Raw genomic sequence first — 14100 nt, 5'->3', positions numbered from 1 at the left:
TCCGGCGGGACAGGATCATCAGGCCCGCCAGTATGCGCCCCTTTAATCCCCAGCCGGATTGAGCCGGTATCTGCCCGCCATTCCGGAGATCGCCTCGGCTTCCAGCCGGGTCAGCGTGTCATGGGTAAAGAGCTCTTCCAGCTGGGCTTCCAGCCGGTCACGCTGGGGATCGTCCTCCAGCGAGTTATCCCCCGGATAGCCCGCGCGCCTAACCCACACATAAGCCTGTTCCATATTGCGCAAGACGCCCCGGCCCGTCGCCAGAGCGCCCGCATAGAGGAACTGGGCCTGCGCATCGCCCGCTTCCGCGCCGCGCCGCGCCCAGGCGGCAGCCAGCCCGAAATCACCGTCAGTGCTTTCAGCATCCTGCATCAGAATGAGGGCATAATCGCCCATCGCGGCTGGCAGGCCCATCTCGGCAGCATGGCGCAGCAGGGTGCGGCCAGCATCCTCGTCGGCATCTCCGCCCTCGCCGGTAATCAGCATCACGCCGGCGATGGCCGCAGACGGCGCATCACCCGCCTCGCCTGCCCGCACATACCATATCCGGGCCAGCGCAGGGTCGTTCGGCCCGTGCACCCAGTCATCGAGCGCCGCTGCATAGGCGGCCATGGCGCGCGGCATGCCTGCTTCTGCCGCCAGCCGGAGCCAGTCCAGCGCGAGCGCCGCCTGCCCCGGATCGCCGGCTTCACGCAGGAAGCTGCCAAATTCATAAGCCGCGCGCGCATCGCCGGTTTCGGCTGCCTGACTGAGGAATTCGCGCGCCTGAAACGGCTCCAGCCCGCCCCGGCGTTCAGCCGCGAGCGACGCCAGAATGATGAGCGCGTCAATATCGTCCTGCTCGCCCGCCCGGCGCAGCCAGCGCACAGCGCCCCTTTCATCGGCCGCGCCCGAAAGCCCGTGCAGAAGGATATGGCCGGCCAGCGTGGCGCCGCGCGGCTCGCCGGCGGCTGCGGCACGCTCGGCATGCACGCGCGCGCTCAGATAATCGCCTGTCATGTAAGCAGCGGACGCTCTTGCCATCGCCTGATCCGACGGGCTGCGTTCTTCAATGGCTTCGCCAGAGCGGTTGCGCTCGGCCTCTTCGGCGAGCCCCGGCGGCAAGGCCGGTTCCTGGCCCACGGCCAGCGGGGCGCTCACGCACAGCAGTGCTAGCGCGCCGAGAGCAGCGCTCCAAAGGCCCGCACCGCCTCCACCGGCCCGGCCGGATGGTTCCACACCCCGCCTGATACCGCGATGAAATCCGCACCCGCCTCGATCACCGGACTGGCATTCTCCGGCGTTATCCCGCCAATCGCTACGCATGGCACCTCAAAGACTTCACTCCACCACTCGATGAGCTCCACAGAAGCCGACGCCTTGGGCGATTTCGTGGCAGTGGGGAACATCGCGCCGAACGCGACATAGTCTGCGCCTTTTTCCGCCGCTGTCATCGCCAGATGGCGGCTGTCATGGCAGGTGACGCCGACAATGCCGGTCTTGCCCAGCGCCGCACGCGCCTCCGCATAAGGCGCGTCCTCCTGGCCGATATGCACCCCGTCCATGGCGTAATGGACAGCGAGGTCCGGCCGGTCATTCATCAGCACCGATACGCCATGACGCTTTGCAGCCTTCACCAGAGGCGGGATCAGGCCCGGCAACTGGTTTTCAGGCTGCTCCTTGAGGCGTATCTGCAACACGCTTGCCACGCCCTCGGCCAGAACACTGTCCAGCAGCTCGGCAAAACCGGCATCGATGCGCGGCGGGGTGAGAAGATAAAGCTGGCAGTTCGACATAAGATTGCCCGATACACGGTTTGCGGGAAAACGAAAATCTAACAGGCATTTAGAAAATTGCGCCCGTTCATAATTTTCTTTTTCCCTGCCACAAAAATGCCTGCTACCACACTGAGCATCCTGTTTGCCAGTCGTGGCGGCTGGATATCGGGGGGGATGAATCCCCATTACCTTTTGGAGACTTTCATGATTGCCAGAACTGTTGCTTGCGCTGCCTTCGCCGCGCTGGCCATGGGCGCTGCTGCGTCCGCCCAGAACTATTCGCTGAACCCCAATTTCGGCACGTTTTCGCTCAATGCAGGCTTCCTGCCTGATCCTTACACCGTCAACGTCGTCGCTGGCGGCAATATCAACGCCAACCGCCTGGGCTCGGGCTGCGTTGGCTCGATCTCTGACGCGCCGGACGTGCGCCTGAACTTCAATGGCGGCCGCATCTCCATCGGCGCCGAATCGAACTCCGACACCACCATCGTCGTCAACGGTCCGGATGGCCGCTGGTACTGCAATGACGATTTCGACGGTCTGAACCCGCGCGTCACCCTGTCCGGCTCCGGCCAGTATGACATCTGGGTCGGCACCTATTCGGGCGGCGTGGCCAACGCGGTGGTCTACTTCACCGAATACTAGGTTCCGGGTTTACCCAAACCTGAAACGAGAAAGGCCCGGCAATGCCGGGCCTTTTTTATATGGTTGTGGGAGTTGCGCAGAACCTACCCCTCCAGCCCCTCATCCCATTCGCCGAGCGCGGCAAGGCCGTTCATCTTCGCCCGGTGATTGAAGGCTTTCTGGCCAGCCTCGACATCCTTGCCGCCCCAGGCGGCCAGCGGCGCGGCCTGCAGCGCGCGGCCATAGGAGAAGGTCAGCGGCCAGGGCAGGTCAAAGCCCGCATTCATGATGTTGAGGTGCGCGGTCGCGTCCACATCCGACTGTCCGCCCGACAGGAAGGCAATGCCCGGCACGGAGGCCGGCACGCAGTTGGTCAGGCACTGCACGGTCATCTCGGCGACTTCCTCGCGGCTCGCCTGCGCGGAGCAATTCGTGCCGGAAATGATCATGTTGGGTTTGAGGATCGTGCCTTCCAGCACCACGCCCTGCTCGAACAGCTCGGCATAGAGCCGCTTCAGACCAAACTCGGTCACCTCGTAGCAGCGGTCGATATCGTGGTCGCCATCCATGATGACTTCCGGCTCCACGATCGGCACGATACCCGCTTCCTGGCACAGCATCGCATAGCGCGCGAGCGCGTGCATATTCGTGTTGATACAGTACTGGGACGGCACGCTCTCATCGCCGCCCGCACCGATATTGATGACGGCGCGCCATTTGGCAAAGCGCGCACCCAGCGCGTGATACTCGGCCAGACGCTCGCGCAGGCCATCAAGGCCTTCGGTGATCATCTCGCCCGGCGCACCGGCCAGCGGTTTGGCGCCCGTATCCACCTTGATGCCCGGCACCGCGCCGGTATTCGCGATCAGCTCGGCCAGCGGCGTGCCGTCCTTGGCTTTCTGACGCAGCGTCTCGTCATAGAGGATGACGCCGGAGATATGCTCGCTCATCGCCGGTTCGGTGCGGAACAGCATTTCGCGCCAGTCCCGGCGGCTGTCTGCGGTCGAATCCAGCTTGATCGTGTCAAAGCGCTTTTTAATCGTGCCGGTGGACTCGTCGGCCGCCAGAATGCCCTTGCCCGGCGCGACCATGCGCATCGCGGTTTCGTAGAGCGCATCAATATCCATGTTTCAAACTTCCCCGTATTGCCTGCTGATCGCTTGAGTATGCGGCACTATTGCTAGGACGCAGCGTCCATATCCGTTTGTGGCATTTGCCGCAAAACCTCGATGCCCGGAAGCGGTTTGCCTTCCAGCCATTCCAGGAATGCACCGCCGGCTGTCGAGACAAAGGTGAAATCACCGGCAACGCGCGCATGATTGAGCGCAGACACCGTATCACCGCCGCCAGCAACCGCCACCAGCTTGCGCTCGCGCACGCGCTGGGCGGCAAAGCGCGCCGCCTCTACCGTGCCAGTATCAAACGGCGTCATCTCGAACGCGCCCAGCGGCCCGTTCCAGACCAGCGTCTTCGCGCTCTCGATGGAATCGGCCAGCGCGTCAATCGTCGCCGGGCCGCAATCAAGGATCATCTCATCGCGGGCGATCTCATCAAGACCCGCCACACGCCGCGCCGCCTTTGCTTTCAGCTCGCGCGCCACCACCACGTCTTCAGGCAGGAGAAGCTGGCAGCCGGATTTTTCCGCCGCCGCGATGATCTCGCGAGCAGTGCCCAGCAGGTCCGGCTCGTAAAGGCTTTTGCCGACATCGGCGCCCTTCGCGGCCAGGAAGGTGTTGGCCATGGCCCCGCCGACGAACAGCCGGTTCACCTTGGTCACCAGATTCATCAGAAGATCGATCTTGGTCGACACTTTCGCGCCGCCGACAATCGCCAGCAGCGGACGCTCAGGATTTTCCAGCGCCGCCGTCACATGATCCAGCTCACGCTGCAGGGCGAGACCAGCATAGGCGGGTAAAAGGCGCGCCACACCTTCGGTCGAAGCATGGGCGCGGTGCGCCGCCGAAAAGGCATCGTTCACATAGATTTCGCCAAGCGCGGCCAGCTGCGCGGCAAACTCCGCATCATTGGCCTCCTCGCCCGCGTGAAAGCGCGTGTTTTCCAGCAGGAGTACGTCGCCATCCTTCAGTTCGCCCACCGCCTTCTCGGCCTGCTTGCCAATGCAGTCACCGGCAAACCGGACCGGCGCGCCAAGCCGTTCAGACAGCGGCGCCATGACGGGTTTGAGGCTCTGGCTGGCATCGACCTTGCCCTTGGGGCGGCCGAAATGGGCGAGCAGGATGATGCGTGCGCCCTTGTCTTTAAGCCATTCAATCGTCGGCAGGGCCGATTGCAGGCGCGTATCATCGCTGACCTTGCCATCCGCCATGGGGACGTTGAAATCCACGCGCACCAGCACGCGTTTGCCGGAAACCTGCGCGTCTTCCAGACGGGCAATCTTGCCTTCGCTCATGGGTCTGTTCAGTTCCTAGATCAGCCGGCCCATCGCCACCGCCGTATCGATCATACGGCAGGCAAAGCCCCATTCATTATCATACCAGGTCATCACGCGGGCCAGCTTGCCACCAATCACATTGGTCTTGTCGATGGCGACGATGGACGAGCGCGGATCGTGATTATAGTCGATGGAGACGAGCGGCAGGCTGTCATAGCCCAGCACGCCCTTCATCGGGCCGTCTGCGGCCTCGCGGATCGCCGCGTTGATTTCCTCGATGCTGGTCTCGCGCCCCGGCGTGAACACCAGATCGATGACCGAGACATTCGGCGTCGGCACGCGGATGGCCGAACCATCAAGACGGCCTTTCAGCTCAGGCAGAACCTCGCCCACCGCTTTCGCCGCGCCGGTCGTCGTCGGCACCATGGACATGGCGGCTGCGCGGGCACGGTGCAGATCCTTGTGATTGCGGTCCAGCGTCGGCTGGTCGCCGGTATAGGCGTGGATCGTGGTCATGTGGCCCTGCTCGATGCCGATGGCATCGTTGAGCACCTTGGCCACCGGCGCGAGCCCGTTCGTGGTGCAGGACGCGTTGGAGACGATCACGTCCTCAGCCGTCAGGCTGGCATGATTGACGCCGTAGACGATGGTCTTGTCGGCATTCTTGGCCGGCGCCGAACACAGCACGCGTTTCGCGCCAGAGGAGAGGTGCGCGGAGGCCGTTGCCTTGTCATTGAACTTCCCGGTGCATTCCAGCACGAGGTCAATGCCGAGATCCTTCCAGGGCAGCTGGGAGGGATCGCGGTTGGAGACCTTGGTGATCTTGCCAAAGCCGGCATCAAACCCGTCTTCATAAAGCTTGATCTCGCGCGGATAACGGCCATGCACGCTGTCATAGGTCAGCAGGTGCGCGTTCACCTCCGGCGTGGCGCTGTCATTGATCGCAACGACCTCCACCTCATGCCAGCGCTGATGTTCCAGCACCGCCCGCAGGGCCAGACGCCCGATACGGCCAAACCCGTTGATCGCCACCCGAAGAGCCATGACGCGCTCCTTCAAAAATCCGCTAGAAACTTTTGGGAACCCTGCAGCGGCAGCTCCGCGCCGGGCAATTGCGCACGGGGTTTAGACGCTTCCCCGCGCCGCGTCCATACACGAGCGGCGATGTTAAGCGCTCAGGCGATGCTCCAGCTTTTTCAGGAAGACCATGCAGGCTTCCAGCTGGCTTACTTCAACGAACTCGTCAGGCTGGTGGGCCTGATCGATATGGCCGGGCCCGCAAATGACCGCTGACATGCCGCCATCCTGAAACTGCCCGCCTTCAGTGCCGTAGGAGACCACGCGCGGCGCATTGTCGCCGGTCAGGGCGCGGGCAATGCCTTCGGCCTCGCCGTCCGTTTCAGGGCGCAAGGGCGGGACGTTGGAAACCTCGGTAATGCGGATGGAGGCGTCCGGCGCGGTGCGGCGCATATCGGCTTCCACCTGCGCTGCCAGCTCACGCAGGCGCCGGCCCACGCCGGGACCATCATCCCACGGCGCCGGGCGCATCAGGGCTTCAAACCAGGCGTCTTTCGCCAGGATATTCATCGCAGACCCGCCGCCCATCCGGCCAATGGTCAGCGTGCCAAAGGGCGGATCGAACGGGCTGTCGTCAGGAGCAGCAGCGCGCAGCGCCTCGCCCTCGCGGCGCAGGAAATCCATCAGGATCACGGCATTGGTCACCGCGCAGGCACCGGCATTGATCAGGCTGGAATGGGCTTCGTGGCCCGTGATCTCCACGCGCACCGAATAAAGTCCCTTATGCCCCGTCACCACCTTCATGCCCGTCGGTTCGCCCACCAGCACGGCGGAAGGTTTGGGATGCCCGGCGGCAATCGCTTCGATCATGGAGGGCGCGCCCTGACAGCCCACCTCCTCATCATAGGAGAAAGCAAAATGGACCGGGCGTTTGAGGGGCGCCGCCGCCAGATCAGGCGCGGCGGCCAGCGCGCAGGCGACAAAGCCCTTCATGTCGCACGTGCCGCGCCCGTAGAGCTTGCCATCTTTCTCGGTCAGCACGAACGGATCGGTCGACCAGTTCTGGCCATCGACCGGCACCACATCGGTATGACCGGAAAGCACGACCCCGCCATCGGTTTCCGGCCCGATAAAGGCATGCAGATTGGATTTCAGCCCGTCCGGGCTCGGCACGCGCTCGCAGCGAGCGCCCAGCCCGGTCAGATAGTCTTCCACCCAGTCAATCAGGGCGAGATTGGAATTGCGCGAGGTCGTGTCGAACGCGATCAGGCGTTCAAGCAGCGCAATGGCTTGGGGGCTCCGGCTCATTCGCGGTCCGGCAGGCCAAGCAGTTCCAGCTGGAAGACCAGCGCCGCGTTGGGCGGGATCGGCCCGCCCGGCGTGCCGCGCGCGCCATAGCCAAGCTCCGGCGCGATATAGAGCGTCCACTTCTCGCCGACGCGCATGAGCGGCAGGGCCTCGACCCAGCCTGCGATCAGCCGGTCGGAAGGAAACTGCGCCGGTTCGCCGCGCGCATAGGAGCTATCGAACTCGGTGCCGTCCAGGAGCTGGCCGGCATAATGCACGCGCACATACTCACCGCGCACCGGGGAAGGATTGTCCGGCCCGGCCGCCCGCTCGATACGGAATTGCAGCCCGCTGGACGTGTTGTAGACGCAGGGCTGTTCGACATTGCTGCGAAGGAACTCGGCAGCGATGGCGCCATTGTAATCAGCGCTGGATTCGTCCTCGCCCCGCTCGCGCGGCTCGAAGCGGTGCAGCGGCGCATCGCCCGGCTCACAGCCACGCGCCATGCGCAGCTCACGCTGGAACGTGGCCGCCGCCTGATCCTCTTCGCTCATCCCTTCGACGCGGGCGCGGAAGGTTTCCGCGTCTTCTTCCGGCTCCAGAGGAGAAAGCGTGATGGCGTCGTCCCGGCTTTGCTGCGATGCAGGTGCGGCCACCCCTTCTTGCACGGCAGGGCTTTCATCGGCCGGTGCGCGCTCGTCTGGTGCAGGGCTCTCCCCGCACGCGGCGAGCAGCAAGGTGGCGAGGGAGGCGGTCAGGGCAAGACGGGTGTGCATGGCGATCTGTCCTTCTTGGCAGCAAGCTGGCGCGCACCATAGAAAACCGCCCGGCAAGCGTCGAGCCTGCCAGGCGGTCAAATTGGCAGCCGCGCGGCCGCTGCTAGTCCAGTCCCAGAATATCCCTCAGGAACATCGTCTCGGCCTCACGCTGGAAGTCCTGATTGGACCGCCGGGCAAAGCCGTGGCCCTCATCCATGGCCACCAGATACCAGGGATCACCGCCTGCCTCGCGCACGGCAGCAAGAATCTGCTCGGCCTCCGACAGCGGCACGCGGGGATCATTGGCGCCCTGGATGATGAACAGCGGGGCGGTGATGCGGTGGGCGTGATTGGCAGGCGAGATGCTCTCCAGAAATTCGCGAACCTCCGGATCACGCTCATCGCCATATTCGGCGCGGCGCAGATCTTGACGGTAACCGGCCGTGTTTTCGAGGAAGGTCACGAAATTGGAGATGCCGACAATATTGATGCCGCCCGCCAGCCGGTCCGAGTAATGCACCAGCGAGGCCAGCACCATATAGCCGCCATAAGAGCCGCCATAGACGACGACGCGGCTTTCATCGAGATCGGGTTGGGTGGCGATCCAGTCGAGCAGCGCGCCGATGTCGCGCACGGAGTTCTCGCGCAGGAACACATTGTCCAGATTGACATATTCATTCCCGTACCCGGCCGAGCCACGCACATTGGGCACCACGACCGCTGCGCCCAGCTCCTGCAGCCAGTACTGGAAGGTGGAGCTGAAACCGGGGCGCGCCTGCGCCTCCGGACCGCCATGAATGGACACGATCACCGGATGGGGGCCCTCACCCGACGGGCGGTGCACGAAGGCCGGCACCTCCAGCCCGTCAAAGCTTTCAAAGCTGATCAGCTCCGGCGCTGAGAAACGGCTGGTATCCAGCCCGCCCACTTCCGACTGCGTCCAGCGCACCAGCTCGCGCGAGGCAAGATCATAAACCCACGCATCGCCCGGCGAGGCAGCCGAGCTGTGGGTGAAGCCGATCCGGTTGCCGTCCGGGCTGAAGGTTATGCCGCCGATCAGGCCGACCGGCAGGTCTGGCCCCGGAAGGCGTTCGCCGCTGGCCGCGTTGATGATGTAAATCTCCGAAATGCCGCCTTCATTCGTCGTATAGGCGATGGTCGACCCGTCCGGTGACAGCGCCATGGCCTGTACGTCCCAGTCATGCTCGGCGACGATGCGCTTGTCCCCGCCCTCAAGGGGAATTTCCATGATGCGGCGGAACTCGGCGCCTTCATCAGTGACCACATAAATGCTCTCGCCACTGGCCGTAAAGCGGGCCGCGCCATAGGCATTGGTCTCGTCCGGATTGATCTGGGTGAGCGAACCCTCCTCGATGTCCAGCACATAGAGCCGGGACTCATTGATCGAGAAATAACGTCCGATCAGGAGTTTTGAGCCGTCGGGCGACCAGTCCACCGGGCTCATCGCGCCCTCGCCTTGCAGGATTTCCTGCGCGGTCGTGGGGTCCGCCGGATCGGCCATGTAGACCGTGTAGTCTGCATCGCCCCAGCCAGCCGCCGCCCAGGCGATCATCCGGCCATCACGCGACCAGGAGAAACCCTGATTGCGGATCTGGTCGGTGGTGAACTGCACCGAGCGCGAGAGCTCCGGATCGAAAAGGAAGCCTTGAAAGAACTCATCCCCGCCGACATCGCGGGTAAAGAGGAACTGGCCGGACCCGTCAGGGCGCACTGTCGCGCCGCTGGTGCGCTCATCATAGAAGGTGATCTGACGGCGCGCGCCCATGGGCTGGGCAACGTGGTGGATCTGGTTGGTCTCGCCAAAGCGCGTGGTTATGTAGATACCGCCATCGGGCGCGAAATCGGAAAAGCCTGCGCCGCGCACATTCTGATACTGGCGCAGACGTTCGCGTACCTCGCGCGGAATTTCGGGGATGTTTTCCATCACCAGATTGCCGCGCGTCACCCGCTCGGGCGCTTCCTGAGAAAACACGGGCACAGACAGCACCAGTGCCGTGCTGATGCCGAAAGCCAGATATTTCATCATGTCAGTCTCCGTAAAGCCGATGACCCCGCACCGCCCATGGCAGTGCGGGGCCGGTTAGCACGCCTTGCGCGCTATTCGCTCGCCGGTGCAGCGGCACGCGGCAGGATCGACACCCGGTAGGCGCGTTCCGGCAGCAGATATTCCGCAGCGAGCGCTGTGATCTCGTCCACCGTGACGGCGTTATAATCCTCAACCGCCGACCGCAGCCGGTCCAGGCGCTCAGGATAGGTCTGCGACCGGCTGATCTGGCCCAGCCACATCGGATTGCTTTCCATGCCCTGGCTCAGACGCTCCAGAACAGGCTGGCGGGCACGCTGAAGCTCGTCCTCGCTGATATCGCCAGACGCCATGGCTGCTGCCAGCTCGTCAGCGATGCCATACATGCGCTCAACCTCGCTGCGGTCCACGTCCAGCCCCACCCAGAGGAAGCCGAACTCCGGGAAGATGATGGAGGCCTGGCTAGAGACGATGGGCGAATAGGTCGCCCCCTCCTGCTCGCGGAAGCGCTCCGTGGCCTTGAGATTGTACACTTCAGCCATCAGATCGAGCGCGCGGGCCCGGCGCGCATCAAACGCATCGCCTACCGGCCAGTAGATGTTCGCCATGCCGCTATCGGCCTGACCGTTGAACTCCACAATGGCCGGGTCACGGCGCGGATCGGGGAAGCGCAGCTGGCGGGCATCGTCATAGTCCGGCCAGCTTTCGGCACGCGCCGGCAGGGCACCGAACGTGCTGGCCGTCATTGCGATGGCGTCATCGGGCGTGATGTCGCCCACAATGGTGATTTCCAGCGGCGCGGAACTCAGCGCCTCGGCCACGAGCGCACGGGCATGATCCATGGTGAACGCCTCGATCTCGGCGCGCTCGGGGAAGCCCCAGCGCGGATCGCCGCTGCGCAGCATCCGGCTGACCCGGTTTACGGCCACCTGTACGGCCTGCGCGTTCTGGCCCCGGCGCACTTCCTCCGCGATGGAGCGGAACTGGCTCAATCCGTCATCACGCCAGCCAGGTGCCACCATGAAGGCGGTCAGCACCTGCATCTGCAGCTCGAAATCCTCCGGCGTGGTCGCCGACGTGAAGGAGAAGCTGTCTGCGCCGACCCCGAGGCCATAGCCAACAGAACGTCCGGCAAACAGGCGCTGCAGCTCGTCACGGTCATGGGCTTCCAGCCCGCCACCGCCAAAGACGGCGCCCAGAATGGTGCCCGCGGCCGGCGTCGGCTGCGGTGTCAGGTCTCCCGCACCGAACTCGGCGCGGATGCGGATGATATTGTCCTCAAAATCAGTCTGCTTGACGTTGAGCCGCACGCCATTGGCAAAGACAACCTGATGGAAGTCGAGATCCTCGACATGCTCGCGCGACACGACCTCGCCTGCCGGTCCGAAATCGGTATAGGCAAATTCGGTAGCGCCCGCGTCATCAAGTGGATCGACCGGGGTGGATTGCGATTCCTGCCAGGCCTGACGCACTGCCGCTTCGCCGTCTTCAAGAGGCTCGTTGACGGCGACATAGATTTGCGGCGGTGCCGCTGCCCAGATCGCGCGGAAAGCCGCTTCGACATTTTCCAGCGTCAACTGGTCTTCACTGGCCTCCAGCCACTCCGCCTGCCAGGACGGATGGTTCAGGGTAGTTTCACCCAGCCAGCCCTGCCAGATGCCATCTGCCAGCTGCGGCGTACGGCGCGTGCGCGCGGCATTGACCGAATTGCGGACGCTGGTGCGCAGATTGGACATCTGCTCGTCGAGCTCGGCCTGGCTGAAACCATGCTCCATGGCACGGCGCACTTCCTGTTCGATGACGGCCAAGCCTTCGCGCCAGCGTTCCGGTGAGGATACGGCGAACACGCCCGCGCGATGCGCCAGATCAAAATCGTTGGAATAGGAGAAGCTGGCCTGCACCAGCGGCGACAGGCCCGAATTGATCTGCGATTGCAGGCGGCGCTGCACGATCGCATTACCCAGCTGACGCAGGGTGGAATCGACCCGCGCCTGCGCACTGTCGGCCCGTGAAGCCCCCGGAACCACGACATCATAATTGATCAGGGTGAACACTTCCGGATCGTGGAAATAGCCAAAGCGCGGCGCATCCACGGCCGAAACCGTCCCGATATCAGGGTGAGCGGGCGCATCGGCGGGCGCTTCCCAGGTGGAGAACCCGTCAACCGCGCTCACCTCAAGCCCCGGCAGTTCGATCTCGAACCCGTCTCGGATCATCGCTTCGATCGTGTCAGCGTCTACATCGCCGGTCACGACCAGCAATGCGCGCTGCGGCACGTAGAAATCCTCATAATACTCGATGAATGCCTCGCGCGGGGCGTTGTTGATGACGTCCAGCGTGCCGATAGGGCTGCGCTCAGACACCAGCGTGTCGGGATAGAGAAAGCCGTAATAGCTCATCAGGAAGCGCTGGATCGGGGTGTCCCGGAAACGCATTTCCCCGCGGATCACGCCGCGCTCGGCGTCGATGGCATCCGGGTCCATCACCATTTCGGTGGCGGTTTCACGCATCAGGAACAGGCCGGTCTTGAGGATCTGCTCCTCAACCGACGGCAGGTCGAGCTGATAGCCCACCACCTGCTGGCCGGTGAATGCATTGGTGTCAGGGCCGAACGCCAGGCCATAGCGCTCAAGAAGCGGGATCATTTCGCCTTCGGGCACATTGGTCGTGCCATTGAACGCCATATGCTCGATAAAATGGGCAAGGCCACGCTGATGCTCGGCCTCTGCGAGCGAGCCCACATTGAAGACCAGACGCAGGGCCGCCGTACCGCTGGGCGTGGAGTTGGGCATGATCACATAGCGCATGCCGTTATCGAGCTGGCCAAAGCGCATGCCGGGATCAGCGGGAATGCCGCTGGTGAGGTGGGCGAACTCCGTCTCGATGCCGGAGCGCGCAGCCTCCTCCGCCGGCCGCTGGCCGGTTTGCGCCGGATCATCGGCGCATGCTGCGAGAGCCAGAAACATGAGACTGGCGAGCAGGCCTTTGCCTGCATGGACGATGTTCATGGAGTTCCCCCGGATCATTGCGGCGTTCATCATTCGGGCGAAACTAAGGCAGGCTGAGCGAGCTTCAAATGAAAAAGGCTTCACACTCGCGGCGCATCGCAGCCGCGCAGCTTACCTGACCACGATTATCAGGCGTCAGACAGGGTCGTGTTCGGCAACCCAGTGGCCCGGCGTAACCTCCAGCAATTGCGGCCGGTACTGCTCGGCATCGTCATCATCTACCAGACGTGATTTCAGGAAGCGCAGCTGGGCGCGGCTGTCGAGCGGGCTGGGAAGATCGCCGGACAGCTTGATCCGCTCGCGCTGGCGCTCGACCTGCGGGTCCGGGATGGGCACCGCAGAGATCAGCGCGCGCGTATAGGGGTGGCGGGCATCGTCATAGATCGCATCGCGCGTTGCGAACTCCACGATCCGGCCCAGATACAGCACCATCACCCGGTGAGAGACCTCACGCACGACAGACAGGTCATGCGAGATGAACAGCATGGACAGGCCCAGATCGCGCTGCAGGTCTGCCAGCAGATCGATGATCTGCGCCTGGATGGACACATCCAGCGCCGACACCGCTTCGTCGCAGATCACCAGTTTCGGATTGAGGATCATCGCGCGCGCAATGCCCACCCGCTGGTTCTGCCCGCCGGACAGCTCGTGGGGGTAACGGTTGATCATGTCGGGGTCGAGCCCCACACGCTTCATCATCGCGCGCACCAGCCCTTCACGCTCCTTGCCACGGACTTCGGGGCGGAAGGTGATGAGCGGTTCGGCGATGGACGCGCCGATCGTCATGCGCGGGTTGAGCGAGGCCAGCGGATCCTGAAACACGATCTGCATGTCCTTGCGCGCCTGGCGCATGTCGCGCGCATTCTTTTCCAGCAGGTTTGTACCGATCCAGCTGACGGCACCGTCGGTGGATTCCACAAGCCGGAGTATGGCGCGCGCAAGGGTGGACTTGCCGCAGCCGGATTCTCCTACAACGCCGATTGTCTCGCCGGGCAGAAGGTCAAAGCTGACACCGTCCACGGCTTTCAGCGGAATGGTCTTGGGCAACAGGCCGGTTCCAACCGGCACCGGGAACCAGACCTTGAGATCCTTGACCTCGAGAACCGGCTTTTCGCCTTCCACGCTCTGACGCGTCTGGGTGATCGGGCCCGTCACCCGGTCCGGCTTGTCCAGCCGCGGCATGGCATCAAGCAGCATGCGCGTATAGGCATGA

General features: G+C 63.7%; 11 protein-coding genes. 1 reads left to right on the top strand and 10 read right to left on the bottom strand.

All coding sequences use genetic code 11. From position 1 onward, the window contains the following. Window positions 1-42 precede the first annotated feature (42 nt). Together ACTIGC_RS02770 and thiE are read right to left on the bottom strand one after the other, a co-directional pair. Complete coding sequence (locus tag ACTIGC_RS02770) at window positions 43-1140, bottom strand: tetratricopeptide repeat protein (protein WP_439632966.1); 1098 nt, start codon at window positions 1138-1140, stop codon at window positions 43-45. Window positions 1141-1151: 11 nt separating this feature from the next. After that, window positions 1152-1775, bottom strand: a complete 624-nt coding sequence (gene thiE / locus ACTIGC_RS02765; protein ID WP_439632965.1) for a thiamine phosphate synthase — start codon at window positions 1773-1775, stop codon at window positions 1152-1154. A gap of 186 nt (window positions 1776-1961) precedes the next feature. Between thiE and ACTIGC_RS02760 the strand changes: the two genes are divergently transcribed. Then, on the top strand, window positions 1962-2402 hold the full coding sequence (locus ACTIGC_RS02760; RefSeq protein ID WP_439632964.1) for a peptidase S1: 441 nt from the start codon (window positions 1962-1964) through the stop codon (window positions 2400-2402). 83 nt (window positions 2403-2485) lie between these two features. Here the strand turns inward: ACTIGC_RS02760 and ACTIGC_RS02755 are convergent, their stop codons facing one another. From ACTIGC_RS02755 to ACTIGC_RS02720, 8 genes are all read right to left on the bottom strand, one after another. Then, window positions 2486-3508 carry a class I fructose-bisphosphate aldolase gene (locus ACTIGC_RS02755; protein WP_439632963.1) on the bottom strand — a complete coding sequence of 341 codons (1023 nt, stop codon included), beginning with the start codon at window positions 3506-3508 and terminating at the stop codon, window positions 2486-2488. 53 nt (window positions 3509-3561) lie between these two features. Continuing rightward, the gene (locus ACTIGC_RS02750) at window positions 3562-4791 is read right to left on the bottom strand and encodes a phosphoglycerate kinase (protein ID WP_439632962.1); all 1230 of its coding nucleotides are present in this window, start codon (window positions 4789-4791) and stop codon (window positions 3562-3564) included. Window positions 4792-4806: 15 nt separating this feature from the next. After that, entirely contained in the window at window positions 4807-5817 is a 1011-nt protein-coding gene (gene gap, locus ACTIGC_RS02745; protein ID WP_439632961.1) for a type I glyceraldehyde-3-phosphate dehydrogenase, read from the bottom strand. 123 nt (window positions 5818-5940) lie between these two features. After that, a complete protein-coding gene (gene argE, locus ACTIGC_RS02740; RefSeq protein ID WP_439632960.1) occupies window positions 5941-7098 on the bottom strand; it encodes an acetylornithine deacetylase in 1158 nt (385 codons plus the stop codon). Continuing rightward, window positions 7095-7853 carry an FKBP-type peptidyl-prolyl cis-trans isomerase gene (locus tag ACTIGC_RS02735; protein ID WP_439632959.1) on the bottom strand — a complete coding sequence of 253 codons (759 nt, stop codon included), beginning with the start codon at window positions 7851-7853 and terminating at the stop codon, window positions 7095-7097. The genes argE and ACTIGC_RS02735 overlap by 4 nt, the downstream gene beginning before the upstream one ends. Before the next feature lie 103 nt (window positions 7854-7956). Continuing rightward, the gene (locus ACTIGC_RS02730) at window positions 7957-9882 is read right to left on the bottom strand and encodes a prolyl oligopeptidase family serine peptidase (protein ID WP_439632958.1); all 1926 of its coding nucleotides are present in this window, start codon (window positions 9880-9882) and stop codon (window positions 7957-7959) included. Between the two features lie 71 nt (window positions 9883-9953). Then, window positions 9954-12920, bottom strand: a complete 2967-nt coding sequence (locus tag ACTIGC_RS02725; protein WP_439632957.1) for a M16 family metallopeptidase — start codon at window positions 12918-12920, stop codon at window positions 9954-9956. 102 nt (window positions 12921-13022) lie between these two features. Further along, a partial coding sequence (locus ACTIGC_RS02720) for an oligopeptide/dipeptide ABC transporter ATP-binding protein (protein ID WP_439632956.1) occupies window positions 13023-14100 on the bottom strand: 1078 nt, incomplete at its 5' end.

It is taken from the genome of Glycocaulis sp. (genome assembly GCF_051859565.1).
In the GTDB taxonomy this organism is placed as follows: Bacteria; Pseudomonadota; Alphaproteobacteria; order Caulobacterales; family Maricaulaceae; genus Glycocaulis.
Note: the sequence above shows the minus strand (reverse complement) of the source record. Positions and strands in the feature narration are given on the sequence as shown.